This is a genomic window from Nocardia sp. NPDC004278 (assembly GCF_053602975.1).
In genome coordinates this window covers 274403-301399 of record NZ_JBSGEQ010000008.1, presented here as the reverse complement: position 1 = coordinate 301399, position 26997 = coordinate 274403, and the positions used below count along the sequence as shown (strand labels likewise).

Genomic DNA, 26997 nt, shown 5'->3' with positions numbered 1-26997 from the left:
CTCGGCCGAGTCGTCGAAGCGCGTGCGGCGCAGGCGCGGGGTTCGGCTGCTGGGCAGGTGTAGATGTAGCGCCGAACTGCCCGCCTTCAGGTGACTCCGATGTAGCGAGTCTTACAAGTGACCCGGTTCGCGGCTCGTCTCGCGGCCGAGTCCTCGAAGCGCATGCGCCGAGCCGCGAGCCTCGGCCGCTGGGCACGTATGCATCCAGCGCCGAACTTCACGCCCAGGTGACCACCGCGGAGTGGGTCTTACGAGCGATATGTTCGCGGCTCGTCTCGTGGCCCAGTCGTCGAAGCGCACGCACCGAGGTCTCGACTGGTCGGACGCGAGACATCAGGGGGCCGTGCACACGCAGTGTCAAAGGCGCTGCAAAATGACACAGTGTTGCACGACGAAGGCGGAGCAGGGGTGCCGATCCTGCTGCTGCACGGACTGATGGGCAGCGCCCGCACCTGGCGCGATCAGCTGGACTGGCTGCGGGCATACGGCCACGTCTACACCTTCGACGCCGCGGGACACGGCCGTCCCGCGCCCGCCGAATTGAGCACCGAGGCCTTCATCGACGACCTCGCGTCGGCGACCGCCGAGATCTCCGAACCGATGGTGGTGATCGGGCATTCGATGGGCGGGCTGCACGGCTGGGTGTTCGCCGCGCAGTATCCGGAGCGGGTGCGCGCACTCGTCGTCGAGGACATCGCCCCTGATTTCCGCGGCCGCACCGCCGAGAACTGGGCCGCCATGATCGAAGCCTGGCCGCAGCCGTTTCCGGATGAGCGCGCGGTCCTGGACTATTTCGGTCCGGTTGCCGGACGCTACTTCCTCAAATCCTTCGAGCACGGCCCGGATGGCTACCGCCTGCACGGCTCGGTCTCGACCTTCCGCGATATCTCCGAGGAATGGGGCACTCGCGACTTCTGGGCCCAGTGGCGCGCGGTCAAAGCCCCGGTCCTGCTGATCGAAGGCGAATTCACCATCACCCCGGAGGGCCAGATGGGGGAGATGGCCGCGGTCCACCCCGACGCGGTCTACGTTCGCGTTCCGAACTCCGGCCATCTGGTCCACGACGATCAACCCGAGCGCTACCGCGCCGAAGTCGAGCAGTTCCTCCGCAGAGTCCTCGCCCCCTAGTCACTCCCGCGCATCGGAAACCGTGGAGATTCGTCCCCGTTCAGCGGAGAAGAAGCCCAGTCTGATCGAGATCACCGGTCTGACCAGGGATATCACCCCGGGCCTCACCTACCCGGTGACGTTCAACTTCAAGCAGAACGGCACCGTGACGGTCCAGGTCCTGGTCGACGCCGGGCCGCTGGCCGAACGGCACGAGGGCCAGGCCACTGCGAACGAGGGCGAGCACAAGGGCGGACACTGATCCGCTTGCCGCTGCCGAGCCCGAGCGACTGCGGCGTCGTGGTCGCGGTGGTCGAAACGGGCGCTGGCTGTCCGATGAGGTCAGGCGCGAGTGGGGTCGCCCTCGCCGGCAAGGCGGATCCGACAGCGCTGGACGGGTCCGGGACGAGTAGGCAGCGACATCGGCGATAGTTCGGCGGTGGTCGCAGGAGCGTTGGTTGCCCGACGAGGTCAGGCGCGTGTGGGATCGCCTTCGCCCGCCAGGGCGAACAAACCGTCGGGCGTCTGCTCGATCAGGCCGTCTACCAGCAGTGAGTCCAAGGCGCGGTCGCGTTGGCCCGGATCGCGAGTCCAGGCCAGGTCCAGGCGAATTCGCTCGACCGGGCCGGTGGCGTCGCGTAGTACGTCGAGCAGGCGACCGCGCGCCTGGCGATCGGTGCCCTCGTATTTCTGCGTCTTGCGAACCACCTCGGATACCGGCCTGCCCGCGGCAACCCACGCGCATTCCGGCAGCGGACAACGCGCGCAGTCGGGCGTGCGGGCGGTGCACACCGTGGCGCCCAGTTCCATCAGCGCGGCGGAAAACATTGCGGCATGGTCGATTCGGCGCGGCAGCAATGCCTCGGTTTCGGGCAGATCGCGCGCGGACGGATTACCCGCCTCCGCCCGCCCGTGCACCGCGCGCGCGACCACTCGCCGAACATTGGTGTCCACCACCGGAACTCGCTGCCCATAGGCGAAGCAGGCCACCGCCCGCGCCGTATACGCGCCGATGCCGGGCAGACCGAGCAGCACCTCGACATCGGTCGGCACCTCGTCGCCGTGTACCTCGGCGAGCGCCTTGGCGCATTCGTGCAGCCGCAGCGCCCGGCGCGGATAGCCGAGCTTGCCCCAGGCGCGCAGCACCTCGGCCTGCGACGAGGCCGCCATCGCGGAGGGGACCGGCCAGCGCGCCACCCACTCCCGCCAGATCGGCTCGACCCGCACCACCGGCGTCTGCTGCAACATGATCTCGCTCATCAGAATCTGCCAGGCGGTGACATCCGCACGCCGCCACGGCAGATCCCGCGCGGTCGCTCGGTACCAATCCAGCAACGAGTCGGCATCCACCCGGTTGGCTACCGCCGTGATCTTGGGTTTCCCGCCTGCACGCCCGTGCGCTGCGCTGCCCTTCAGCACTGCCCTCACCGTTCCTATTGTCCTGCGGACAGTCGATATTTGCCGATCCGTAACGCACCGAACTCGCTGGTAACCGCTGCGATGTGCACAATGGTCGGTATGCCGGATTCCAACCCGATCAGTGCCTGGAAATCCCTTCGCGAGGGTAATGAGCGCTTCGTGAACGGCACGCTGCTGCATCCTAGCCAGGGCGCCGCCGACCGGGCCAAGCTCGTCAGTGGCCAGCACCCGCAAGCCATCCTGTTCGGCTGCGGTGACTCCCGCGTCGCCGCTGAGCTGATCTTCGACCAGGGCCTCGGCGATATGTTCGTCGTGCGCACCGCGGGCCATGTGGTGGACAGTTCGGTGCTCGGTTCGATCGAGTACGGGGTGCAGGTGCTGAATGTGCCGCTCATCGTGGTGCTCGGCCACGACAGCTGCGGCGCGGTGAAGGCCACCATCGACGCGCTGGACGGTGGCGAGGTGCCCGGCGGATTCATCCGCAGCGTGGTCGAGCGGGTAACGCCGTCGATTCTGGTCGGGCGCCGGGAGGGGCTGTCCACCGTCGACGAGATGGAGGCCAGGCATGTGGTGGAGACCAGCCGTCTGCTCATGCAGCGGTCGATGATCATTTCGCAGCGGGTGGCCACCGGTGAGTGTGCAATCGCTTGTGTCACATACAAACTGGCCGAGGGTCAGGTGAAGTTGCAGCGGGTCATCGGCAATATCGGCGAGATGGCCTGACACGGCCGATCGAAGCGGTCCAGCGTGCGAGCGGAATTTACCTGCCGCGCTCGGGTTTTCCGATCCGACACGCCGGGGTCCTGAGTCGCTGTACCGGATCGTGCCCTTACCGTTGACTTCGTGCTGGAACCGAATGGACCGCTGCCTCCGGAGATCTATTGGCGACGCCGCGCGTTCGCCATCGGCATCCTGGTCGTAGCGCTCGCACTGGTCATCTGGTTGGTCTTGACGGTCACGCGCGGCGGCGATTCGCCCGGCACGACAAAGGCGGGCGCGACGAGCACGTCCTCGGCGACGAGTAAGCCAGCGGGCGCGTCCTCGACACCCCCGCCGACCACCGGCGAATCCAGTGCGAAGCCCTCCGGCACCACCACCGCCGCCGCTCCGGCCAGCAGTCCGGTCGCCGCTGGCGCCTGCCCGGACCAGTCGCTCGCGGTGAAGGTGACCGTCGAACAGCCGACCTACAAGACCGGGGAGACCCCGGTATTCGGCATCGTGATCACCAATATCTCGTCCTCGGCCTGCTCCCGCGATGTCGGCTCCGGCCTGCAGCAGGTCTCGGTGACCACCCTCGACGGCCAGCGCCGCCTCTGGTCGAGCACCGACTGCTACCCGGACGGCGCCCCCGACGTCCGCACCCTGAACCGCGGCGAGCAGGCCGCCTTCATGGTCACCTGGTCCGGCTCCACCTCCCAACCCAACTGCGCCGGTGACCGCGTCCAAGTCCCCCCGGGCGCCTACGCCGTAGTCGCCCAACTCGGCTCTCTACGCAGTGCCGCCGAACCCTTCAACATCGCCTGACCCCGCCCCAGGGCGCTGCCGCATATCCACTGGTTATCGCGCCAGAGTGTGGGTTGTGCGTGATACCTACCGGCTGTGCGTGATCAATTAGGTTGTGCAACAGCCGTTATCGGCTCAGAAGTCGGGGGCGGTTTCGGTGGGTGTGGTGCGTGACTTGCGGAGACCGGCGAGGCGGATGGCCGATTTGACGTCGGCTACCTCGTGCACCTTCATGCCATTTTTCGTTCGCGCCAGGCCCGGCGGTACCAGGGCGGTGGTGAAGCCGAGTCGTTCTGCCTCGGCCAGTCTGCGCTCCAGTCCGGTGACCCGTCGCACCTCGCCAGCCAGGCCGACCTCACCGAGGATGACCCAGCCGACGGGCAGCGCCTGATCCCGTTCGGCGCTGGCGATGGCAAGGGCGACGGCCAGATCCGCGGCGGGCTCGAGCAGCCGCATACCGCCCACCGTCGCGGCGTACACATCGTGTTTGCCGAGGAACACCCGGCCGCGGCTCTGCAGTACGGCCAGTACCATCGCGACCCGGTTGTAGTCGAGTCCGCTCACCGCCCGCCGTGGATTCGGGATCTCGGTGTGCACGGTGAGCCCCTGCACCTCGGCCACCAATGGCCGCTTACCGTCCATCGCCACTGTCACCGCCGTGCCCGGCACCGAATCGGTGCGGTGGTGCAGGAACAGGCCGGACGGATCCGTGACGCAGGAGATCCCGTCGTCGTGCAGTTCGAAACAGCCGACCTCATCGGAGCTGCCGAAGCGGTTCTTGATGCCGCGCACCATGCGCAGTGTGGAATTCTTATCGCCCTCGAACTGCAGCACCACATCCACCAGATGTTCCAGCGTGCGCGGGCCAGCGACATTGCCGTCCTTGGTGACATGTCCGACCAGCAGCACCGCGATGCCGCTCGCCTTGGCCAGTGAGGTGAGTGCGGCAGCCACCGCGCGTACCTGGGTGACGCCGCCGATGGTGCCGTCCACCTCAGGGACCAGCATGGTCTGCACCGAGTCGACGACGAGCAGCGTCGGACGCACCTGCTCCACATGGCCGAGCACCACCGACAGATCCGATTCCGCTGCCAGATAGACCCTTTCGTGCACCGCATCGGTCCGGTCGGCTCGCAATCGGACCTGGCCCGCCGATTCCTCCGCGGTGACATACAGCGACTTCTCATCGCGCTGGGTGGCCCACCGATGCGCGACCTCCAACAACAGCGTCGACTTGCCGACTCCCGGCTCACCGGAGAGCAGCACGACCGATCCCGGCACGATGCCCCCGCCGAGCACCCGGTCCAGTTCCTCGACGCCGGTCGGCCTGGCCTTGGTGACCTTCGAATCGATATGCGAGATCGGCGCGGCGGCGGTGCTCGGCAACATCGCCCGCCGCCCGACCGGTGATGCCGCGGTCGCCGCCGCTCCGGCTACCTCGTCGACGGTGCCCCAGGCACCGCAATCCGGGCATTTGCCCACCCACTTGGCGACCTCATGTCGGCAGGCGGAGCATCGGAAGATCGACTTGGTCTTGGCCACAGGCGCACCTTACGTACCATCTCCGACAAGCGGGCTCGACAGTGCCAAGCGGGCTCGACAGATATGAAAACGGCTGCCGCGCGATTGCGCGACAGCCGTACGTGGGATCGGTCGGCGGATCAGTGTCCGCCCTTGTGCTCGCCCTCGTTCGCAGTGGCCTGGCCCTCGTGCCGTTCGGCCAGCGGCCCGGCGTCGACCGGGACCTGGACCGTCACCGTGCCGTTCTGCTTGAAGTTGAACGTCACCGGGTAGGTCAGGCCCGGGGTGATATCCCTGGTCAGGCCGGTGATCTCGATCAGACCGGGCTTCTTCTCCGCGTCGGCGGTGGCCTTATCACCGGCCGGACCGGCGCCGTGCTGATCGGCCTTGGCGGTGGTGGACGGCGCCGCGGTGGCCGACGGTGTAGCGGTGGCCGACGGTGTCGCACCGTGCTCGTCGGACTTGGCCGCGGTGCCCGGCGCGGACGATGCCGCGACGACGGTCTGCTGTGGCTCGATGCGGAATGCCGGATCACCCGCGGGCGGGGTGATCTTCACCGTGCCGAGGTCGGTGTTGATGCTGGTCAGCTCGTCGGTGACGGTCTCGCCGTTATTGATGATCGACAGCGCGATGATCGCCTTGCCGCCCTTGGCGTTGGTGTAGTCGGTGCCCGCGGCAGGGAAGACGATGTGCACATTGCGCAGCGAGATCCGGTCGATGTCGGCGTGGTTGCCGTTGACCGCGGCGACCTGGGTCGCGGTCTGCGAGATCTGGCCTGCACCGCAGCCGGACAGCACGAGCGCCGCTCCGGCGGCGAGCGCGGCAACCGAAACCATGCGACGTCGCGCCCCTGTCGAGGCGGTCACAGCTTTCAGGGCAGTCACGGGTTGTCCCTCCATGTCGACCGGGCTCACTCCGCTAGGGAGAGTAATAACTAGGCAGCGTAGTAGTAGCCCCTGCCGAGCGGACGTTGGGGCTGTGTCTAATTTGCAGCGCCTGCGGCGCTGCGTGTTCGCGGCCCCCTGGTGTCTCGCGTCCGAGCCGTCGAGACTCGCGACTGCGTCGCATGCGCTTCGACGACTCGGACGCGAGACGGGCCGCGAACGGGTCGCTCGTAAGACTCGCTCCCTTGTGGTCGCCTAGGGCGGGTAGCTCGGTGTCGGAGGTGCGCCGCCGGCGGCCGGGGCCTCGCGACTGCGTCGCATGCGCTTCGACGACTCGGACGCGAGACGGGCCGCGAACGGGTCGCTCGTAAGACTCGCTCCATGGTGGCTGGGATGGGTGTCTGGACCACGTCCTAAGCTCGTCCGGTGGATTTCGAGTGGGCCGAACTGCGTGCGAGCTGCGTCATTGCCGAGGATGCCGCGGTGCTGGCATTGAACAAGCCCGCCGGGATTTCGGTGACCGGTGAGCGGCACGACAGCGATATCGTCGAGGCGGCGGCCGCGGCCGGGGAAACGCTGTATCCGGTGCACCGGATCGACAAGGTGACCTCCGGACTTGTGCTGCTGGCCAAGGAGCTGTCCGCGCACGGGCAGCTGACCAGGCAGTTCAACAAGCAGACGGCCGAGAAGGCGTATCTGGCGATCGTCGAGTCGACCGGACTGCCCGATCGTGGCGTCATCGAACTGCCGCTCAGTGTCGGGCGCAAGAACCGGGTGCGCATCGCCGCGCCCCGCGAGCGCATTCGCGAGCAGGCGGGCCGCTGGTTCGTCGATGATGCCGACCTATTGGCCACCAAGAACTATCCATCGGTCACCCGGTTCGCGACGGTCCTGCGCACCGACGAACACACCCTGCTCGCGGTGCGCCCGATCACCGGGCGCCGCCACCAGATCCGCGTGCACCTGGCCTGGATCGGACATCCGATCCTCGGCGACCCACTGTTCGACAAGTCCGGGCGGTACGACCGGACCTACCTGCACTCCTGGCAGCTCGGCCTGGCCGCACCGTGGCGCACGCCCCCGGAACTCACCGTGCGAGCGACGCCGAATCCCGACTTCTGGCAGCCGATCCAGCCCGCTCCTGATACCGAAGCGGTCCTCCAGCACGCCGACGACCTGCTGCACACCATCGAATAGCCAAGCGCTGCAAACCTTTTCGTGCGCCGCACACGAAATCACCGGGCAATGCCGCTGGACCTGCAACCTTCCGCGCGGCGCGACTGGGCGATTCCGGTGTACACACCACGCACCTCCGCACGCCGCGCGAAATGACCGCCCAATTCACCTGTACTACAAACCTCTTCGCCAGTCGCACCCGCAACGACCAGGCAATTCCCATGCGCTGCACACTTTCCCGCGCCGCGCACGGATACCGGGCAATCCCGTGCGCGGCACACTTTCCCGGCGCCGCGCACGGATTACCGGGCGATTTCGACGGGGTCGAGGCGGCCGCGGACGATGGTCAGTCGGCGCTCGGGGCCTACGGGGCGGTTGAGGCTGGTTCGTGAGGCCGGCTATTCGGCGAGCACCTCCCGCCAGGCCGGCAACGCGCGGCGCGCCAGGCGCAGTGTTCTGGTCGGATGGACAAGGCCCGACCACCCGAGCGCTAGTTCCCGTCGGCGGCGGCGCAGGTTGTCGCGGAGCAGTTCACCGGCGGACGGGGCTCCGTGCGCGGCAGGCTGATCGGCGCGGGCGACCGCAGGATCCGCGGGCGCACAGCCCTATGCGGGCCAGTTCGGGGACCGGCCGAGGATGGCGACGATGTCGTCTAGGGTGGAGTCACCGGACCAGGCGATCACCGGGCCGAACGCGGCGCCGGGCGCCAACCGAGCATTGCCGCCTGGGACGACCTCGGCCACCGGTAATGCGGCGGCGAGCAGGTCGTCATCGAAACTCACTGTCCGACCGAGGGTTCGGGCGACATCCCAGGAGTGCACGACGTAGTCGATGAAGTGGAAGCTGACCGCTTCGGCTCCGGAGAATTCGAAGGCCCGGGTGAATTCCGGTAGCGGGAAGGTCCGCTCGAGCACACCGTCCTCGGCGAAGGACGCCAGCACATGTTCGGCGGCGGCACGGTAGTCCGCGACCGGGTCCTCGCTCAGCGGACGCAGCCGCCACAGCGACAGGTCACCTTCGCCGCGTGCGGCGGCCGCGAAACCGTAGTGCTGGGTGATCATGTGCGCCAGCAGCCCGTGCAGCGTCCAGCCCGCGCAGGGCGTCGGCTTGGCCAGATCGGCGGCCGTGACATGGGAAACAACATCGATGCTTGTGCGCACAGCCTGCGCATTGAGTGCGATGAGATCGACCTTCGCCCCCAGCTCATTGAGGGTGCGCAGTTCGGTGGCTACCGCACTGGTTTCGGAATCGGTGGTCATTTCAGTCCTCTCGATATGTCCAAATTAGTAAGCGCGAGCTTATCGTAAGCTCATGCTTATGACTTGCCAAGCAGTATTTTCTACTCATGCCGGAAGTGCAGCGCCCCGATCTCGCCGCGATGCTCGTGCCGCTCGGCCGCGCCCTCGCCGCCGCGGAGCTGCCGGTACTCGAGCGACACGGACTGACTATGTGGGGCTATGTTGTCCTGCTCGGCCTCGGCGACGAGCCCGTCTACACCCAGGCCGCACTGGCCAAGAAGATCCGCGCGGATAAGACCCGCATCATCGGCGTGCTCGACGAACTCCAGCAGCGCGACCTCATCCGACGTGCTCCGGATCCGGCCGATCGGCGCGCGCGGCTGGTATCGCTCACCCCGACCGGCCGAACCACTCGCGATCGTGCGCAGCGCGATATCCAGGAGCAGGAGGACCGGCTACTGTCTCCACTGCCCGCCGCCGAACGCAAGGCCTTCCTGCGGTCGATGCAAACGCTGTGGGCGTCGATCATCGCGCAGCAGGGCTGACATCCGAAACCCACCGGTATCGCTGTGCGGGCCGCCACTACCGACCCTCCGGCTTTCTACCGGTGGTCAGCCTCATGGCGACGCGGAACCCGCAGGTCATCTAGCCTGATGGGGTGCCGCGTACGCGAGGTCGGCACACTCTGACGCAATGGAGCGAAACCCCAGAGAAAGCGAACGCCGATGATCCTGGTGGCCCAGATCAGCGATACCCATTTCGATCTAGGTGCCCGCAACGCCGAACGCGCCGAGCGGGTGATGGCCTTTCTCGCCGATCTGCGCCGCAGGCCCGATGCCATCCTGGTGACCGGTGATATCACCGATTCCGGCAAATCCGACCAGTACGCCGAAGCCCGCATGGCGCTCGATGCCGATATCCCGGTCTACGCGCTGCCGGGCAATCACGACGACCGCTCCGCTTTCCGCGAGACGCTGCTCGGCGAACCCGCCTCGACCGCGCCGATCAACCACGCGCACCGGGTCGGCAATCTGACCGTGGCCCTGCTGGATTCGAGCATTCCCGGCGAATCCGGCGGCCGACTGACCGAGCAGACCTACGACTGGCTGCGCGGCGTACTGGCGGCGGCGCCCGCCGACGCACCCATTCTGCTCGCACTGCACCATCCGCCCGCCCACCTGTTCAGCCCGGTGATCGATACGATCTCGCTGGCCGATCCGGAGAAATTCGCCGAGGTCGTCGCCGCCGACGAACGCATTGTCGGCGTGCTCACCGGACACGCGCATTCCGCGGCCGTCACCACCTTCGCGGGCCGCCCGCTGCTGGTCGCACCGAGCACCGCATCGGTGCTGGGCGGCGAGTGGGAGCTCGAACTGCCCGACCGCGTCATGGACTACGCGCCGGATCCGGCCCTCGCCCTGCACGTGATCGACGAAAACAACCGCATGACAACACATTTCCGCACCGTCGCAATGGGCGGCTGGATCAGCGCGCCACCGACCTAACGCCGCGTCCACATAGCTCCCGCCTATCTGTCCGGGGGCGGTCGAATGGTTGTCGCCCAGGCGTATTCGACCGCCATGTGACTACGCTCGGCGAGCGGTCGAAGGGAGTAGCGCAGCGATTTGGATGGCGCTAGCGCCGCGTGACGCGCTCGCGCCGGTAGACGGCCGGTGTCGCGCCGGTCCAGCGTTTGAAGGCGTAGATGAAGGTGGAGGATTCGGCATAGCCGAGCCGGATGGCCACATCGCTCACCGAAAGCGGTGTGGCGGTGAGCATCTCCTCGGCGAGTGCGCGGCGGACCTCATCCAGCAGCGCGCGATAGCTGGTGCCCGCCGCGTCGAGGTGGCGGCGCAGCGTGCGGGTGCTCATATTGAGATTCCGGGCGACGGCATCGATTCCGGGCGGTGCGGCGATTCCGTCGGCACCGCCGGGCACCAACAGTTCGCGCACCTCGGCCGCGATGCCGGTACGGGCGCGGCGGCGGTCCACCAGATCCCGGCATTGGGCCAGGCACATGGCCCAGGTGTGCTCATTCGCCTGCGGCAATGGCTGTTCCAGCACAGCCGGATCGATGGCGAACAGATTCTGCCGTCGCCCGAACCGCGGTTGCACCTGGGTGAACTCCATGATCCGATCGACGTAGGTCGGCTCGGGAAAGCGGAATTCGGCCCTGGTGAGCGGCAACTGTCTGCCGATCAGGTCGCTCATGACCTGATGCATGGCGGTGACATCGCGTTCGACCAGGAACTGGCGCACGTCGGCCGGAATGGATTCATCGTGCACCCAGGCGACGAATTCGCCATCGCCCCACTCCGCGACCGGCAGGCAGAAGGTGAAGCTCAGCTCCAGATAGCGCAGGGCGAACGAGATCGCCTCACCCAGCGTCGGGCTGCTGACACAGGCGAAGCCGAAGATGCCGAAGGTGGTGATCCGATAGCGGCGGCCGATTTCGACACCGAGTGCGGGCGTATCGGCGAGTTCACGGACGAGATTGCGGATCACCGCCAGTTCGGTCCGCGCATCGATCTGCGCATCCGGATCGCGCAGCAGCGCCTCGGTCAGCCCGGTTCCGGCAAGCATGCGCGCGAGGGGCACGCCGTGCTCACCGGCGTAGCCGATCATCAGTGCCACGCTGGCAATGCCGCGCGGAAAGTTCCAGTCGCGGATGCCCGGATCCTGTACCCGCTCCACAGCCGACATTATGGCCGAAAATCTCGATCGGCTCCGTGGCGACTGCGTGCAGGTCGCTCGAAAGGGCCAGCCCCGATATGCCAGCCATGCTCGGCCGCGCGGTCCTAGAGTGGATTCATACCGCATTGTGAGGAGTGTCACATGACAGCTGACGAGCGGCCGTCGGTCATTGTCATCGGTGCCGGCTTCGGCGGCATCGGAATGGCAATCGAGTTGCGGCGCAATGGTTTCGACAATATCGCCATTCTGGAGCGGAGCACCGATATCGGCGGGGTCTGGCGGGAGAACACCTATCCCGGCGCCGCCTGCGATGTGCCGTCGCCGCTGTACTCGTTCTCCTATGAGCCCAAGCCGGACTGGCCGCAGCGCTACTCGGGACAGGCCGCGATCCACGATTATCTGCGCACTGTCGCCAAGCGCCACCGGCTGCTCACGGACATTCATTTCGGTGCCGAGGTGACCGAGGCCGAATTCGACGACGCCGCCGGCCGCTGGACCGTGCGCACCCGGGACGGCGCCGCCCGCACCGCCGACGTGCTGATCTCCGCGGTCGGCCAGCTGTCCCGGCCCGCCATGCCCAATATTCCCGGCATCGATTCCTTCACCGGCCAGGCCTTCCACTCCGCCGAATGGGATCACGGCGTCGAACTGACCGGCAAACGCGTCGCCTGCATCGGGACCGGCGCCAGCGCCATTCAATACATCCCGGAGATCCAGCCGAAGGTCGAACACCTCACGCTTTTCCAGCGCACACCGGCCTGGGTGTTGCCCAAATTCGATACCGATTACACCCCGATCCAGCACAAACTCTTCGCGCGGCTACCCGGCGCACTGCTCGCCGAACGCTTCGGCTGGTGGGCCATCACCGAATTCGTCGCGCTCGGCCTGGTCGAATATCCCTGGATCGCCCGGATGGTCGGCCGGATCGCGACCAAACATCTGGAAGAGCAAGTGCCGGATCCGGGACTGCGCGCCAAACTCACCCCCGACTATCCGATCGGATGTAAGCGCGGCCTGTTCTCCAATGACTACTACCCGGCCCTGACCGAGCCGAATGTGCGGGTCGAGACCACCGCGATCACCGAGATCGTGCCCAACGGCGTGCGTACCGCCGACGGCACCGTGCACGAGGCGGATGTGATCATCTACGGCACCGGATTCAAGGGCACCGAATTCCTCTGGCCCATGCACATTTACGGCCGCGCGGGCCGCAAACTCGCCGATGCCTGGGAGGGCGGCGCGCACGCCTACTACGGCATCACCGTGCCCGACTTCCCGAATCTGTTCCTGGTCTACGGACCCAACACCAATCTCGGCGTCGGCTCGATCATCTACATGATCGAATCGCAGGCCCGCTATATCCGTCAGGCCGTACAACTGCTCGCCGCGCGCCCCGGCCATGTGCTCGAGGTGCGCCAGGAGGCGGAGGCGCAGTTCAATACCGCGGTTCAGCAGCGCCTCGGGCGTACGCCGTGGAACTTCTGCTCCAGCTGGTATCGCACCAGCTCGGGCCGCATCACCAATAACTGGCCGGGACGGCAACTGGCCTATCGTCGTCTCGTCCGCAAGCTCAGAGCCGACGATTACGAACTGACGCGGGTCGCGTGAGCGCAAGCACATAGTCTCCACAAAAAGACCACACGAACTCTGCACAGGAAGCTGGCAGACTTGTTTCGTGAGTGATCAGCCCGGCGCGAACCCCACCGAGCGAGCCATTGAGCGCGGACCGCTGCGCCCGATCGAGCTCGCCGCCGGTGCGGTGCTCGGTGGCGCCACCGTCGGACTGGTCACCGTCGGTGCGTTGATCCCGTTCGCGGCGGCCCTGCAGCTGGTCGCCGCGGTGCCACTGGCCATGATCGCGCACCGCTATCGGCTCCGTGCCCTGATCACTGCGACCGGTGCGGCCGCATTGGTCAGCTTTGTCGCGGCGGGCCTGGTACCCGCATTCGGCATCATCAGCTCCGCGACCATCGGGGGCATCATCGGCACGGTGAAACGGCGGCGCGGCGGATTGTCCGCGGTGGTCGGGTTGTCGGTGCTCGCCGGACTCGGGTTCGCGGCCTTCGCCGTCGGAACCCTGCTGGTGCTGTCCAGGTCGCGAACGCTGTTGTTCAACACCATTCGCAGCACCGCCGACGGCCTGGAGCGGATCGCGGCACAGCAGGCACAGCTGGAGCCGCTCGGACGTGGCATCGCCGATGCCGCCGACGCCGCGATCCGCTGGTGGTGGGCCCTGGTCGGCGGCGGCGTGCTGATGGGCATCATCGTGACGGCGGTGTTCTCCTGGTTCGTCCTCGGCTCGGTGCTGGACCGGCTGGCCTGGCTGCCCAGCCACGATCGGCTCGACGCACCACCCGACGACCGGCCCATCGCGCCGCTGCCGGTGCGGCTGCGCGATGCCGGATTCCGCTATTCGGGCATGTCGGTGGACGCGCTGTCCGGAATCGATCTCACGGTCGACGTGGGCGAGTTCGTCGCCGTTGTCGGCCACAACGGATCCGGGAAGTCGACGCTGACCCGGCTGCTCGCGGGCCGCCCGCCGACCACGGGCAGTGTGGACCGCCCCGGCGCCGCCGGCCTCGGCCACCTCGGCGGCACCGCGCTGGTGCTGCAGCGGCCGGAGAGTCAGACCCTCGGCGTACTGGTCGCCGACGATGTGGTCTGGGGTCTGTCCACCGAACTCGCCGCCGCGGTCGATATCGACGGTCTGTTGCGCGAGGTCGGCCTGGACGGCATGGGCGATCGGGAGACCGCGGCCCTGTCCGGCGGCCAGCAGCAGCGACTCGCGGTGGCCGCGGCGCTGGCCCGCCGCCCCGTCCTGCTCATTGCCGACGAGGCCACCTCGATGATCGACCCGGACGGTCGCCGCGATCTGGTCGCACTGCTGGCCGAACTGCCGAAGCGCCACCGCATGGCGGTGGTGCTGGTAACCCATCACGAGGCCGATGCGGCCGCCGCCGATCGGGTGGTGCATCTGGCCGGTGGCCGGACCGTCGAACACCTGCCCGCCTGGCCGCAACCGGTCTGCACGATCCGCCGCCGCCCGATGGGCGAGACCATTATGCGGCTGCGCGATGTCCGCCATACCTACAACCGCGGAACACCTTGGGCGGCACCGGCTTTGCACGGTGTCGACCTGACCGTGCGGCGCGGTGAGGCGCTGCTGGTGGTCGGCGGCAATGGATCCGGCAAGTCGACACTGGCCTGGATCATGGCCGGGTTGATCCAACCCAGTTCCGGCCGTTGCGAAGTCGATGGCAAGCCGATCGCCAGGCAGATCGGCCGGGTCGAATTGGCGTTCCAGCACTCCCGGCTGCAGTTGCAGAAGCCGACCGTCGGCGCCGAGATCGCGGACTGGGGCGGGCGCGCCACCGGTTCCGGTGCGGTCGGACGCGCACTGGACGCGGTGGGTCTGGATCGCGCACTCGCCGCACGGTCCATCGAGGAACTCAGCGGCGGACAGGCCAAGCGGGTGGTGCTCGCGGCCATCGTGGCCAGTCACGCGCCGGTCGTGGTGCTCGACGAGCCGCTGGCCGGATTGGACCCCGAGGGCCGGGCCGATGTCGTGGAACTGCTGGCCCACCTGCGTGATTCCGGCCTCACCCTGATCGTCATCTCGCATGACGTGCGCGATATGGCCGCGATCTGCGACCGCACCGTCCACCTGGAAGCCGGGCGCATCCTGGAGACCGACCCCGTCGTCGATGCCGCCGCGGCCGCGAACATGCCGGCGCACCAGCTGGATTCCCACGTCGCGCTGCCCCGACCACGCCCGGGCGATCCGGCTTGGCGGCTCGGGAACGGAGGACACCGATGAGTACCGTCCTGTTCCGCGAGGTACCGGTTTCCAGTCCGGTGCACCGCCTGTGGGCCGGAACCAAAATGATCGGGGTGTTCCTGATCAGCCTGGTGCTGATGTTCCTGCCGTCCTGGTGGGTGCTCGGCCTGATGGTGGTATTCCTGATCGCGATCGGCGCACTCGCCAAACTCCCGTTGAGCACGCTGCCGCGGCTACCGTGGTGGTTCTGGGCGGCGATCGGCGTCGGCGCGCTGTTGAATGTGCCGATCGGGACCGAGGCCGTACTGCGCTACACCAATGTCCTGGTCTTCGGCCTGGTCCTGCTGGCCGCCTCGTTCCTGATCGCATGGACCACCCCTATGGGCGATATCGCCCCGGCACTGGCCGGACTCGGTGCTCCACTGCGCAGACTCCGGGTGCCCGTAGACGAATTCGCCGTGGTCATCGCGCTCACGCTGCGCGGACTGCCGCTGCTGATAGAGGAGATCCGGGTGCTGCGGGCGGCACGACGGTTGCGCCCGCGCGACCGCGGGCTCTATCGCGCCGCCGATAATCCGCTCGTCGATATCCTCACCGCCGCCATGGCCGTATCCAGCCGCCGGGCAACCGAACTCGGCGAGGCCATTACCGCACGCGGCGGCACCGGACAGCTCACCGCCCGCCCCAACTCCCCCGGACGCAACGATGCGATAGCGCTGACCATGGTCGTCGCGGTCTGCATCGGCGCGGTCCTACTCGATACGCTCACCTGATCGGCGATACTGGCCCGGTGCCGGACCACAACGACAACGTGCCCGCGTGGCAGCGCAAGACGGACGGAGAGTCCCGGGTCGCGGTCACGCTGTCCGTGTTGGTGATCGTCGGGTTGCAGTTCGGGCCGCTGAAGAAGCTCTGGCCGCAGCCCATTTGGCTGCTGCTGCCCGCACTCGAAGCCCTGTTGCTCGGTGCACTGGTGGTGGTGAATCCGTTTCGGCTCAACCGGGAGGAGCGGTGGCTGCGCAATAGTGGCCTATTGCTGACCGGACTGCTGAGTCTGGCCACGGCGATCTCGGCCGCTCGTCTGGTGGCCGCACTGATCCGTTGGCCCCAGGGGTGGGCCTACGACCTCGAGAGCACCCTCAGCGATCCCGTGAACCTACTCGAGTTGGGCGGGGCGGTCTGGTTGACCAATGTGGTGGTATTCGGCCTCTGGTACTGGGAGTTCGATCGCGGCGGCCCCGCGGCCCGCGCCTATGCGCGAAAGCCGTTGCCGGACTTCCTGTTCGTCCAGATGCAGAACCCGGAGCTGACCGAAACCGAATGGGAGCCGGAGTTCTTCGACTATCTGTATCTGTCGTTCACCAATGCGACGGCGTTCAGCCCGACCGATGTGATGCCGATGTCGCGGTGGGCGAAGGCGATGATGATGGTGCAATCGGCGATTTCGCTGGTGCTGGTGATCTTGGTGATCGCCCGCGCCATCAACGTTCTGCAACCGCTCTGATGAGCGTATAGCCAAGAGCCATAGCAACATTCGTCGTTACGGAGCAAGAATCAATGCCCCGAAAGGTATTCCTCGAAACCTTTCGTACACGGTACATTGTCATCGGAGTGCTGTTCTCTCGATCACATCGTGGCTCTGCGTACCGCCGGGGGGAGGATTTTTCGCGTGCGGAGTGTTGCTACGGCTTGCAAGAACTGATGAAGATTGGACCACCGGAATGATTCTCCGCAAGATCACCGCGGCCGCCGTGCCGATCGTCGCCGCGGTCGCGGTCGGCGCGGGCACGGCCTATGCGCAGCCGAGTGCCGCGCCCCTGCCCGATATCGGTTACGAGGCAAAGCTGGTGGGCGACAAGATCGTCACCACGCTGACCAACGGGTCGTTCCAGATGTCGGCGAACACAGTGGACATCAAGGACATCGCGGGCAATACGGTCGTCACGCTGCCGCTGTCGTTCCGACAGGACGGCTACGAATTCGCGCTGCCGCATGAGGTCACGGATGCGGGCCGGGTGCTGGAGTTGACCGCGGTCAAGGACTACACGCAGGCGCACCAGGTGGCGACGCCGATCGCGTCACCGCGGGAGAATATGCGCGCACAGGACAACTTCCTGTCCCAGTTCGGCATTGCCACCGCGATCGGCGGTTTTATCGGTACGGTGATCGGCGCCCTGGTCGGCCTCGCCGGCATCGTCGGCGGACCGACGGTGATCGCCAGCGTGATCGCCGGTGCCGGGATCGGCGGCGTCATCGGCACCATCGTGGTCGGCGGACCAGCACTGGTCATCGCGGGCATCGATCTGATCAGCACCCTCGCCGCCGAGCCCGGCACCACCAAATGGCAGGACCCGCCGGTTAGATAAGGTCGCGAACAGGCACTCCAGCCGCGGCGCGCGACGAATCCCCTAGCGCGCCGCATCTTTCGCATTCATCGGTCGTGACAGCCGGGTACCACTGGTATACCGGCGAAGCGATCGGCGAGGAAGCCCATCGCACCGGGCGCCTCACCGAGGGCGGTCCCATCGTGTCCCGGCAGTGCCGAGTACACCGAGCTGATATCGGCACCCTGCGCGCAATACCGGCCGAGCAGGTCGGTGAACCCCGCAACGGGGATCACGTCGTCAGTTGTGCTGTGGTACAGGTACATCGGCGCGACCGGTGCACTGCCACCCAACTCCTGCGGGTCGGTCGCCGCCCGGAAGTACGGGTGGAAGAACACATCCGGCACGGCAGCGAAATCATCGACGTGCGCGTTGACGTACTTGACGACGAAATCCGGACCGCAGGCCGCCACATCCTCGACCACCGCCGCGCGACCGCGCTCGTTGAGCAGTTCGAACACACTGGAATCCGGCTCGTTCTTCACGATCGCACCCAGCACAAGCATGGCCAGCCCCGCCTGCGCGGTGCTGTCGACGCCACGGGCCATGGCCGGCCAATCGGCGGGCACCCCACCTGAGGTGATCCCCGCGAACTGGATATCGGGCGCGTACTCCGGTTGCAGCTGGGCCGCCCACAGGGTGGCGAAGGCACCGCCGGAGTAACCCCACGCGCCGATCGGACTCGCCGGTCCGACCCCGTCCGGCGCGAGCTCGCGAGCGGCACGGATCCCGTCGAGCACGGTGTGGCCGGATTCGACGCCGTCGAGGAATCGGGAGTCCGGACCCTCGTGGTCGCTGGCCACCACCGCCCAACCGCGCCGCAATGCCTCGGCGATGAACAACGTATCGATATAGGTATTCGCAGCACCGAGATCCCAGCCACCGCGCAGCGCATACGATGGCGCGCACCGGGCGTCGAGACTGTCCTCGGCGATCTGATACGACAGCAGCGGCCGCTGGCCGGGACCGAACCAGGGCCAATTCGGGACCAGCACGGTGGCCATGCCCGGGATCGGCCAACCGTTCCCGTCATTGGTCCGGTACTGCACCTGCCAGGCCGAAACCGGAAGCGGCAGACCGTACAACGCGATCGAGCGGGTTCGCAGCACGGCACCGGCGGGGTATTCGCCGACGTCGGCCGGGGCCGCATAGAACGGATCCTGGTCCGGGGTGGGCACCGCTCTGGCGACGGGTACGCAAGCGAACGCCACCATCGCGAGGATGATCGGTATCGCTGCGGGAGTTGATATCCGGTGACTTCCGACGAATGGTGCATGCAAGTTTTTCATCGGGGCCTCCAGTGTTCCGACGCGGCGCGACGCACAACACGCCGGGAACGCGTCTGCGCCGACTTCCGCCCGAGCTCGAGTGCCATAAACGGTACTGCCTGATCAGAGGCCCCGGCAACGGTCATTCGGGGGCATCGGCGACGCCGCGCATGTCCGATTTCCGACATGGTTACAGTTGGGACGAAGCGGGCTCCGGCACGCTTCGAAAGTGGCTATCGCGCAACCGAAGCACCGTCTGGCCGTACCCCGGCCGTGACCGGCATCGAATAGGAGTGAGCTGACCATGCGGCATGGCAACGGACTGGACATTCCCGAAGGACTCGCCGATGTGTGCGCGCCGCACCGCATGGCGGTGATCGTCTACGACATGCAGGTCGGCGTGCTCTCCCAATTGCCGGACGGCCCCGAGATCATCGAGCGGGTGGCGCGCATTGTCGAGGCGGCCCGGCGCGGCGGCTATCCGATCATCTTCCTGCGGCACTTCTTCCTGCCGCGCCGACTCAGCGGGACCTTCGCGCTGCGAATGGCAATGAGTTGGCAGCAGGTCGATTCCGTGGACGATGTGAAGTTCATCCTGCAGCGCGATACCCCGGCCTTCGAACTGGTCCCGGAGCTGCGGCCGACGGCGGACGAGGTAGTCTTCGACAAGACCTCGATGTCGGCATTCGAGGGCACCCCCTTGGCCGCGGTGCTGCGCGATCTCGGCATCGGCGCATACGCGATCACCGGCGTCGCACTGGAGATCGGCATCGCACCGACGGTCACCCATTCCACCGATCTCGGCTTCGTGCCGGTGATCATCAGCGATGCCGTCGGCGGCCGCGATAAGGAGGCGATGGCGCGGGCCTACGACGAATTCGAATTCCAGGGACATGCCATGGTCACCGACAGCGCGACCATCATTCCGCTGCTGGCCCGCGAACAGAGCTGACCGACCGCGTGCGGCTGGCGGATCGGCAGATCCGATCCGCCAGCGGCGAACTCAGCTGTCCTTGTGGATGGCCTTCTTCGCGGCGTCCTGCGCCGCGTCGACCTGGTTCGCGAACTTGCCGTCGGTCTGCTTGTCGACGAGATCGCCCACCTTATCGATGGCGGTATCCACCTTGTCCGCATGCTGCTGGGCCAGGTCCATGGCCTTATTCGCCAGATTCTTGAAATCCACCGCGCACTCCTCGTTTTCGAGCCGACACAACCGCGAACTCACGATACCCAGCGAATACCCGAATCAACCGGCAAACCATCAGCGACCACCGACACACTCGGTTCGCCGACCGATCAGCCGACCCAGGCGGGATGCCAGAGGCGACCGGTCTCGGTCCAGTTCATGAAGCGCACGGTCCCACCGAGTTTCGGCGTCACCCACACCGCGTCCTCGCGTTCCTCGGCGGTGAGGTCATTGTCGAACGGGGTGGTCTTGCGCCCCAACCTGCCGAGCCGCTCGGCCAGATCGCGCATGACCGACTCGCTGAAACCGGTGCCGACCCGCCCCACGTAGTACAGCCTGCCATCATGCGGTATGCCGACCAGCAGCGATTTGAAGTTGCGGGCGTCGCTGCGCCGCCAACCGCCGATCAGTACCTCCTGGGTGCGCCAGTTGCGCTGCTTCACCCACGAATGTCCGCGCTTGCCGGGCAGATACACCGAATCCCGGCGCTTGGCGACCACACCCTCCATCCGCTGCTCCTGACTCTGGCGCAGCGCATCGGCGCCGGAGCCGTCCAGTCGCGGCGGCACGATCAGCGAGGGCGCGTTCGCGGCGAGCGCCTCGAGCACCCGCCGGCGGTCCGAATACCTTTTGCGGATCAGCGAGGTCCCGTCCAGATACAGCACATCGAAGGCGACGAACACGGCACGGGCCGCATCTGCCTGCAGCAGACCGAGATTGGCCACTCCGTGATCGTCGAACACCACGGCCTCGCCGTCGAGGACCACATCATGGTCGGCCAATTCGGTGGCGACCACCGCGATCCCGGGATAGCGATCGGTCACCGTATTACCCCGTCGGCTGCGCAATGTTAGTGCGCCGGAGGAGATTTCGGCGATCAGCCGGAAGCCGTCCCATTTGGTTTCGAAGCACCACTCGGCATCATCGAGCTCGCCGACCTCGCCTGCGGTCGCGAGCATCGGCGCGAGGCCACGTGGCAGCGGCACCGGCCCAGCGGGTTTCGGCACGGTGATCGCGGCGAGCGGTCCGACCGGACCGCTGGCGGGCCGCTGTGCACCCTCGCCCGATCCGTCCTCCTGCGGCGACTGCTCGCGCATCAGATGCATCAGCCACTGGGTGCCATTGGTTCGGATCAGTGCGTAGCGACCCCGCAACCGCTCGCCGTGAAAGGTGACGATGACCTCGTCCGGGCGCCACTTCTCGGTCTCGTACGTGCCGGAGTCCCAGATGGTCATCTCCCCCGCACCATACTGTCCCTTGGGAATTGCACCGTGAAAGTCCAGGTACTCCAGCGGATGATCCTCGGTGTGCACGGCGAGCCGGTTCTGTTTCGGGGTGGTCGGCGGGCCCTTCGGCACCGCCCATGACACCAGCACACCATCACGTTCCAGTCGCACGTCCCAGTGCAGCCGCCGCGCGTGGTGCTCCTGGACGACGAAGCGATTGTTCGCACCGGGCGTCGGCGCTTCGGACGGCACCGGTTCCGGAGTCGCCGCCGCATCGCGCATCGATCGGTACTTCGTCAACGCGTCGGCCATCGGCGGATCCAGTTCGGTGAGCAGATCGCCGCCATCGCGCCAGCGGGCGAGCACCTCATCGAACCGCAAGTGCCGCAGCGTCTTCCGGTTCTCGATCTCGGACCAGGCGCGCGGTGCGGCCGCATTCGGTTCGGCCCGGCCGCGCAGCGAATACGGTGCGATGGTGGTCTTGGACGGATTGTTCTGACTCCAGTCCAGGAAGACCTTCCCGCCGCGCGCCGATTTCGCCATCATCGCGGTCACCAGATCCGGATGCAGCTTTTCCAGATTCGTCGCCACCTGCTTGGCCACGGTGGACGCGCCACCCGGACTCAACTCCCGATCCAAGGGGACATAGATATGAATTCCCTTGCTACCACTGGTAACCGGGAACGCGTGCAGCCCGATGCCCTCGACCATATCGCGCACGGCCAGCGCGACCTGCGCGCATTCGGCAAGTCCGGCGCCGGGACCGGGATCGAGGTCGAAGACCAGCCGGGTGGCCGGGCCGACCCGGTCACCGTCGAAACGCCATTGCGGCACATGGACTTCCAGCGCCGCCTGCTGCCCGATCCAGGCCAGCCCGGCCTCGGAATCGATGACCGGATAGACGACTTTACGACCGGAATGCTCGATGCCGTGGCGCTCCAGCCACGACGGTGCGTGTTCGGCGAGATTCTTTTCGAAGAAGGGTGGTTCGTCGACCCCATTGGGCCAGCGCTTGCGGGTGACCGGCCGCCCCGCGATATGCGGCAGCATGGCGGGCGCGATGGCCGTGTAGTACGCGATGACCTCGCCCTTGGTGGTTCCGGTCGCCGGATACAGCACCTTGTCGAGGTTGCTCAATTCAACCTCTATGCCCGACCGGCCCGGGCCGCCACCGAATTCCCGGCGGGTCACCATAACTGAAGTTTAGGGGCGGGGACCGACAGAAACCGGTCCCCGCCACAGATCAGGCCGGTGGTTGTCCCGGTTCCTCGGGCGCGGCGGCGGGCGGCTCCGTCGGCTTGGCGGCGGGCGGCTCCGCTGGCTCGGCGGCAGGCGGCTCCTCCGACTGCGCGGCCGGCGATGCGGTTTGATCCGACGGGACCGCCTTCTTGGCGGCCTCGGACACCTTGCCGATCTTGTCGGTGTATTTGTGGCCGGTCTTCTCGTCGATGAAGCTACCGGCTTTGTCGACCGCTTCGTTGATCTTGTCGGCGTTCTTGGCCGCCGCATCCTTACCCTTGCCGACCAGATCTTTCAGGGTGTCCACGAGACTCATGCCTGCATTCCTTCCTGTCGACGAACCGCAGAGATGTTCACTCCATATCCTCCCACCAGGAATCACCGGTGGGCAGGCCATTGGGATCGACGCGCTGACCCGGCATGGGCACCGCGACCGCGGTACCGGCCGCCCTGGCCGCCTCGACCATCCGGCGTACCGGCTCCGACCACCCGTGGAAGGCCAGATTGAAGGTCGCCCAGTGGATGGGCACCAGTAGCCCGTGCCCGGGATCGCCGACACACAGATCGGCGTGCGCCCGAACCGCCTCCTCCGGGTTCATGTGCACATCCGGCCAGGCCTCGTCGTATGCCCCGATCGGCAAGAGCGTCAGATCGAATGGGCCGAGCGCGGCACCGGCCTCGGCGAAAGCCTTGGTATATCCGGTATCACCGCCGAAATACACCCGACGGGTCGGGCCGACAATGGACCAGGACGCCCACAGCGTGGTGTTGCGCACCAGTCCGCGACCGGAGAAGTGCCGCGCCTCGGTGCAGGTGAGCACCAGATCGGTGTCATCGCGCTCGCGCCCCAGCGATGCGAGGGAAATCGAACCGCCCCAATCCAATTCGACGATCCGATGCTCCGGCACACCCCAGTGCCGCAGATGCGCTCCGATGCCGATCGGCACCAGAAAGGGCGCGGCCTGGCCGAGTACCAGCTGGCGAATGGTGGCCTTGTCCAGATGGTCGTAGTGATCGTGCGAGATGAGCACCGCGTCCACCGGCGGCAGCTCCGCCAGCGGCGTCGGTACCGGGTGCAGCCGGGCTGGACCGACCAGCGCGGACGGCGAAACCCGTGCACTCCATACCGGATCGGCGAGGATCCGGTACCCGTCCACCTCGATCAGGGCCGACGCGTGCCCGTACCAGGTGACCGCGAGATCGGCGGCCTCGGTCGGCACCTCGGGCGTCGCCAGCGGGACCGCGCCGCGCGGACGACCGGCGTTGCGCCGGGTCAGCGCCGAAAACAGCAGAGACGGAGCCGCACCCGAGACGAACTGGGTGCTCGGCTCGGTGTTGTGGAACTGCCGATTGCGATAGCTCACCGCGCCGGCGGCATAGGGCTGGATGGCATTGATCGATGCGCCGATCGCGGAGGGGATATCCCAGACCGCGCGCACCACCCAGGTGATGCCGACCGCGCCCGCCGCCGCTGCGAGAAGTTTTCCCGGTTTCATTATCGCCCCACGAATTTCGCCGCACGCTTCTGTTGCCTGGCCAATCGTCCCTCCTGGGCGTCCTGACTGGTCCACGCCGCCGCCAGCGCCGCACGCTGCTGCGCATTGTCCGGGTCGCGGGTGCCGTCGTCGTTGAGTACCAGCTTCATATGGCGTAGCGATAGCGGCGCCAGTTCTGCAATCGATTTGGCCCAGTCCTGCGCATCGGCCAGGGTGCCGAGCCGGTTGGCGAAGCCGAAGGTATAGGCGTCGGCCGCCGATACCGATTCCGCGCCGAGCAGTATGGTCCGGGCCGGACCGCTGCCGATCAGCGATACCAGCCGCCGCACGGTCCAGCGGTCGACGGTAATGCCCAGCTTGGCGGCCGGGATGGCGATATAGGCGTCGGGTTGGATGACCCGCAGATCCGAGGCCAGTGCGATCTGCAAGCCAGCGCCGATGGCGGCGCCATTGATCGCCGCGATCACCGGGACCGGTACCGATTCGATGGTGCGCAGCATATCGAGCAGGGCACCGAGGAAGTCGTCCGAGTGGACGCCGGACAGGTCCGCGCCCGCACTGAAGACCGGTCCCTGGCCGGTGAGCACGATCACCCTGGCATCCTCGGCCGCGGTCGACACCGCATCTCGCAACCGCGAGACGAGTTCGATGTTGAGCGCATTACGCCGCGCCTCGCGCTGTAGTTCGATGGTGACAACACCATCGTCGCGGCTAACTCCGAGCATGCATACTCCCCAGCTGACCGGTTCTAGTGGTTACATCAACTCTGCCACAGGTGGCGGCACATACCGACCATGCCGATACGATCTCCGCTTGTGCCGACAGACTTCTCCATCCTGGTGATCGGTGCTGGTCAGGCCGGGCTGTCGACCGGTTACCACCTGCAGCGTCTCGGATTGCGCCCCGAACAGGACTTCCTCATCGTCGATCATGCGCCGGGACCCGGCGGAGCCTGGCAATTTCGCTGGCCATCGCTGACCCTGACCACCGTCAATCGGGTACACGACCTGCCGGGGATGTCGTTCGCCGAGACATTGCCGCCCGATTCCGATGCCGTACCCGCGGCGACCGCGGTGCCGCGCTATTACGAGCTCTACGAGAAGCGCTTCGATCTGCGGGTCCACCGCCCGGTCTCGGTGACCGTGGTCTGCGACCGCAATGCGGACGGAACCCCCTGCGCCGCAGGCCCGGACCTCACGGCCGGGCGCGGCACGACGCTGAATGTCGAGACCGATGCCGCGGGCACCATCCGGGTGCGCGGCCTGATCAATGGCACCGGCACCTGGGAGCGTCCCTTCATTCCGCACTATCCGGGCGCGGAGACCTTCACCGGACGGCAGCTGCACACCCACGACTACCGCACCGCCGAGGAATTCGTTGGTAAGCATGTCGTCGTGGTCGGCGGCGGGGTGTCGGCGGTCCAGCTGCTCGACGAGATCTCGCAGGTCACCACCACCACCTGGGTGACACGGCGGGAACCGGTATTCCGCGATGGGCCGTTCGCCGAGGCAGATGGCCGCGCCGCCGTCGCCATTGTGGAGGACCGGGTGCGGCGCGGACTGCCGCCGGGTTCGGTGGTCTCGGTCACCGGACTGCGGCTCGACGATCGGGTGCGTGCCGCGCAGGCCCGTGGTGCGCTGACCCGGCGGCCGATGTTCGCGAGCATCGAACCGAATGGGGTGCGCTGGGCCGACGGCTCGTTCCAACCGGCCGATGTGATCCTGTGGGCGACCGGATTCCGCAGTTCACTGGACCATTTGGCGCCTATGCGCCTGCGTGGCCCCGGCGGCGGCATCACCATGACCGGCCGCCTCGCCACTCAGGTAGCGGTCGACCCGCGCATACATCTGATCGGCTACGGCCCGTCCGCGAGCACCATCGGCGCCAACCGAGCCGGACGCGCAGCCGCCCAGGAACTCACCGAGTACCTGGGGTTGCAATAGCGCGAGGGGCTACATCCCGATCGTGAAAGTGGCCGGATCGGGACCGATCCGGGATCCGCTGTCCAGCGCGTTGATGGCGTCCATCTGTTCGCGGGTGAGTTCGAAGCCGAAGACATCGAAATTGGCGGTGATGCGCGACGGGGTGACCGACTTCGGGATGACGATGATGCCCAACTGCAGATGCCAGCGGATGATCACCTGGGCCGGAGTGCAGCCGACCTGGCTGGCAATGGCGACGATGGTCGGATCATCGAGCAGCGTGCCCTGACCGAGCGGACTCCACGCCTCGGTGGCAATGGCGTTCGCATCGTGGAAGGCGCGCAGCTCGCGCTGGGCCAGCCGGGGATGCAGTTCGATCTGGTTGACCACCGGAATCTCACCGGTCTCGCCGATGAGGCGGTCGAGGTCGCCGACGGTGAAGTTCGAGACGCCGATCGAGCGGACCCGGCCGTGGGCCTTCAGTGTCTGGAATGCCTTGAAGGTCTCGACATAGCGATCGGCCTGCGCCATCGGCCAGTGGATGAGGTAGAGATCGAGGTAGTCCAGACCGAGCCGGGCCATGCTGACGTCGAAGGCGCGCAGCGTGGAGTCGTAGCCCTGTTCGGAATTCCACAGTTTGGTGGTGACATAGATCTCATCGCGCGGCAGCCCGGATTCCCGGATGGCGCGACCGGTGCCCTCCTCATTGCCGTAGATCGCGGCGGTGTCGATGCTGCGATAGCCCGCCTCCAGTGCGGCGGTGACGACCGGGTAGACGTCATCGGGCGGAACTTGGAACACACCGAAGCCGAGCTGCGGGATCACGTTCCCGTCGTTCAGCACGATCGAAGGGATGGTGCAGGTCTCGCTTCTGAAGGTCACAGTCCGACCGTAGAAGTGCCGTGCCGAGTCGTCAACGAAAGCCCTCCGCGTGTTGACCACCGGTTTGCCGGTTG

The 26997-nt window shown here is 66.9% G+C and carries 26 protein-coding genes; 14 read left to right on the top strand and 12 right to left on the bottom strand.

Features of this window, described 5'->3' with window-relative positions; all coding sequences use genetic code 11:
* Positions 1-381 precede the first annotated feature (381 nt).
* On the top strand, positions 382-1128 hold the full coding sequence (locus ACWEO2_RS15680) for an alpha/beta fold hydrolase (RefSeq protein WP_452405893.1): 747 nt from the start codon (positions 382-384) through the stop codon (positions 1126-1128).
* 22 nt (positions 1129-1150) lie between these two features.
* Positions 1151-1369: a hypothetical protein gene (locus ACWEO2_RS15675; protein ID WP_452405892.1), complete on the top strand. Its 219-nt coding sequence runs from the start codon at positions 1151-1153 to the stop codon at positions 1367-1369.
* A gap of 209 nt (positions 1370-1578) precedes the next feature.
* Here ACWEO2_RS15675 and ACWEO2_RS15670 read toward each other — a convergent pair whose 3' ends face one another.
* Complete coding sequence (locus ACWEO2_RS15670) at positions 1579-2478, bottom strand: A/G-specific adenine glycosylase (protein WP_452405937.1); 900 nt, start codon at positions 2476-2478, stop codon at positions 1579-1581.
* 147 nt (positions 2479-2625) lie between these two features.
* Between ACWEO2_RS15670 and ACWEO2_RS15665 the strand changes: the two genes are divergently transcribed.
* Both ACWEO2_RS15665 and ACWEO2_RS15660 read left to right on the top strand, forming a co-directional pair.
* The gene (locus ACWEO2_RS15665; RefSeq protein ID WP_355185938.1) at positions 2626-3249 is read left to right on the top strand and encodes a carbonic anhydrase; all 624 of its coding nucleotides are present in this window, start codon (positions 2626-2628) and stop codon (positions 3247-3249) included.
* 120 nt (positions 3250-3369) lie between these two features.
* Positions 3370-4050 (top strand): hypothetical protein, encoded by a 681-nt coding sequence (locus tag ACWEO2_RS15660; protein WP_452405891.1) that lies wholly within the window; start codon positions 3370-3372, stop codon positions 4048-4050.
* 114 nt (positions 4051-4164) lie between these two features.
* Here ACWEO2_RS15660 and radA read toward each other — a convergent pair whose 3' ends face one another.
* Together radA and ACWEO2_RS15650 are read right to left on the bottom strand one after the other, a co-directional pair.
* Positions 4165-5571: a DNA repair protein RadA gene (radA, locus tag ACWEO2_RS15655; protein ID WP_452405890.1), complete on the bottom strand. Its 1407-nt coding sequence runs from the start codon at positions 5569-5571 to the stop codon at positions 4165-4167.
* 119 nt (positions 5572-5690) lie between these two features.
* Positions 5691-6386, bottom strand: coding sequence for a hypothetical protein (locus tag ACWEO2_RS15650; RefSeq protein ID WP_452405936.1), 696 nt, complete (start codon positions 6384-6386; stop codon positions 5691-5693).
* A 474-nt stretch (positions 6387-6860) separates the two neighbouring features.
* On the opposite strand from ACWEO2_RS15650, the gene ACWEO2_RS15645 reads away from it, so the two are divergent.
* Positions 6861-7631: an RluA family pseudouridine synthase gene (locus tag ACWEO2_RS15645; protein WP_452405889.1), complete on the top strand. Its 771-nt coding sequence runs from the start codon at positions 6861-6863 to the stop codon at positions 7629-7631.
* Positions 7632-8215: 584 nt separating this feature from the next.
* Here the strand turns inward: ACWEO2_RS15645 and ACWEO2_RS15640 are convergent.
* The gene (locus ACWEO2_RS15640) at positions 8216-8812 is read right to left on the bottom strand and encodes a TIGR03086 family metal-binding protein (RefSeq protein ID WP_452405935.1); all 597 of its coding nucleotides are present in this window, start codon (positions 8810-8812) and stop codon (positions 8216-8218) included.
* 143 nt (positions 8813-8955) lie between these two features.
* Between ACWEO2_RS15640 and ACWEO2_RS15635 the strand changes: the two genes are divergently transcribed.
* Positions 8956-9393: a MarR family winged helix-turn-helix transcriptional regulator gene (locus tag ACWEO2_RS15635; protein WP_452405888.1), complete on the top strand. Its 438-nt coding sequence runs from the start codon at positions 8956-8958 to the stop codon at positions 9391-9393.
* A 180-nt stretch (positions 9394-9573) separates the two neighbouring features.
* Positions 9574-10353, top strand: a complete 780-nt coding sequence (locus tag ACWEO2_RS15630) for a metallophosphoesterase (protein ID WP_452405887.1) — start codon at positions 9574-9576, stop codon at positions 10351-10353.
* Between the two features lie 130 nt (positions 10354-10483).
* Here the strand turns inward: ACWEO2_RS15630 and ACWEO2_RS15625 are convergent, their stop codons facing one another.
* Positions 10484-11551: an AraC family transcriptional regulator gene (locus tag ACWEO2_RS15625; RefSeq protein ID WP_452405886.1), complete on the bottom strand. Its 1068-nt coding sequence runs from the start codon at positions 11549-11551 to the stop codon at positions 10484-10486.
* A 132-nt stretch (positions 11552-11683) separates the two neighbouring features.
* On the opposite strand from ACWEO2_RS15625, the gene ACWEO2_RS15620 reads away from it, so the two are divergent.
* The 5 genes from ACWEO2_RS15620 to ACWEO2_RS15600 all read left to right on the top strand — a co-directional run bounded on the left by ACWEO2_RS15620 (position 11684) and on the right by ACWEO2_RS15600 (position 17686).
* The gene (locus tag ACWEO2_RS15620; protein WP_452405885.1) at positions 11684-13150 is read left to right on the top strand and encodes a flavin-containing monooxygenase; all 1467 of its coding nucleotides are present in this window, start codon (positions 11684-11686) and stop codon (positions 13148-13150) included.
* 67 nt (positions 13151-13217) lie between these two features.
* Positions 13218-15359, top strand: coding sequence for an ABC transporter ATP-binding protein (locus ACWEO2_RS15615; RefSeq protein WP_452405884.1), 2142 nt, complete (start codon positions 13218-13220; stop codon positions 15357-15359).
* A complete protein-coding gene (locus ACWEO2_RS15610) occupies positions 15356-16093 on the top strand; it encodes an energy-coupling factor transporter transmembrane component T family protein (RefSeq protein ID WP_452405883.1) in 738 nt (245 codons plus the stop codon). The genes ACWEO2_RS15615 and ACWEO2_RS15610 overlap by 4 nt, the downstream gene beginning before the upstream one ends.
* Positions 16094-16110: 17 nt before the next feature.
* The gene (locus tag ACWEO2_RS15605) at positions 16111-16824 is read left to right on the top strand and encodes a hypothetical protein (RefSeq protein WP_452405882.1); all 714 of its coding nucleotides are present in this window, start codon (positions 16111-16113) and stop codon (positions 16822-16824) included.
* Between the two features lie 217 nt (positions 16825-17041).
* Entirely contained in the window at positions 17042-17686 is a 645-nt protein-coding gene (locus tag ACWEO2_RS15600) for an ammonium transporter (protein WP_452405881.1), read from the top strand.
* A 65-nt stretch (positions 17687-17751) separates the two neighbouring features.
* Here ACWEO2_RS15600 and ACWEO2_RS15595 read toward each other — a convergent pair whose 3' ends face one another.
* A complete protein-coding gene (locus ACWEO2_RS15595; protein WP_452405880.1) occupies positions 17752-18918 on the bottom strand; it encodes a lipase family protein in 1167 nt (388 codons plus the stop codon).
* A gap of 358 nt (positions 18919-19276) precedes the next feature.
* Here ACWEO2_RS15595 and ACWEO2_RS15590 point away from each other — a divergent pair, with 358 nt between their 5' ends.
* Positions 19277-19924 (top strand): cysteine hydrolase family protein, encoded by a 648-nt coding sequence (locus ACWEO2_RS15590; RefSeq protein WP_355179923.1) that lies wholly within the window; start codon positions 19277-19279, stop codon positions 19922-19924.
* Between the two features lie 51 nt (positions 19925-19975).
* Here the strand turns inward: ACWEO2_RS15590 and ACWEO2_RS15585 are convergent, their stop codons facing one another.
* The 5 genes from ACWEO2_RS15585 to ACWEO2_RS15565 all read right to left on the bottom strand — a co-directional run bounded on the left by ACWEO2_RS15585 (position 19976) and on the right by ACWEO2_RS15565 (position 24844).
* Positions 19976-20155: an antitoxin gene (locus ACWEO2_RS15585; protein ID WP_354959176.1), complete on the bottom strand. Its 180-nt coding sequence runs from the start codon at positions 20153-20155 to the stop codon at positions 19976-19978.
* A gap of 113 nt (positions 20156-20268) precedes the next feature.
* The gene (locus ACWEO2_RS15580; RefSeq protein ID WP_452405879.1) at positions 20269-22578 is read right to left on the bottom strand and encodes an ATP-dependent DNA ligase; all 2310 of its coding nucleotides are present in this window, start codon (positions 22576-22578) and stop codon (positions 20269-20271) included.
* A 49-nt stretch (positions 22579-22627) separates the two neighbouring features.
* Positions 22628-22939: an antitoxin gene (locus tag ACWEO2_RS15575; protein WP_452405878.1), complete on the bottom strand. Its 312-nt coding sequence runs from the start codon at positions 22937-22939 to the stop codon at positions 22628-22630.
* Positions 22940-22976: 37 nt separating this feature from the next.
* Entirely contained in the window at positions 22977-24119 is a 1143-nt protein-coding gene (locus tag ACWEO2_RS15570) for an MBL fold metallo-hydrolase (protein WP_452405877.1), read from the bottom strand.
* Positions 24119-24844 (bottom strand): enoyl-CoA hydratase, encoded by a 726-nt coding sequence (locus ACWEO2_RS15565; protein ID WP_452405876.1) that lies wholly within the window; start codon positions 24842-24844, stop codon positions 24119-24121. Before ACWEO2_RS15565 ends, ACWEO2_RS15570 begins: the two co-directional genes overlap by 1 nt.
* Before the next feature lie 90 nt (positions 24845-24934).
* Here ACWEO2_RS15565 and ACWEO2_RS15560 point away from each other — a divergent pair, with 90 nt between their 5' ends.
* Positions 24935-26062 carry an NAD(P)-binding domain-containing protein gene (locus ACWEO2_RS15560; protein ID WP_452405875.1) on the top strand — a complete coding sequence of 376 codons (1128 nt, stop codon included), beginning with the start codon at positions 24935-24937 and terminating at the stop codon, positions 26060-26062.
* Positions 26063-26071: 9 nt separating this feature from the next.
* On the opposite strand, the gene ACWEO2_RS15555 is transcribed toward ACWEO2_RS15560, so the two are convergent.
* The gene (locus ACWEO2_RS15555; RefSeq protein ID WP_452405874.1) at positions 26072-26923 is read right to left on the bottom strand and encodes an aldo/keto reductase; all 852 of its coding nucleotides are present in this window, start codon (positions 26921-26923) and stop codon (positions 26072-26074) included.
* Positions 26924-26997 lie beyond the last annotated feature (74 nt).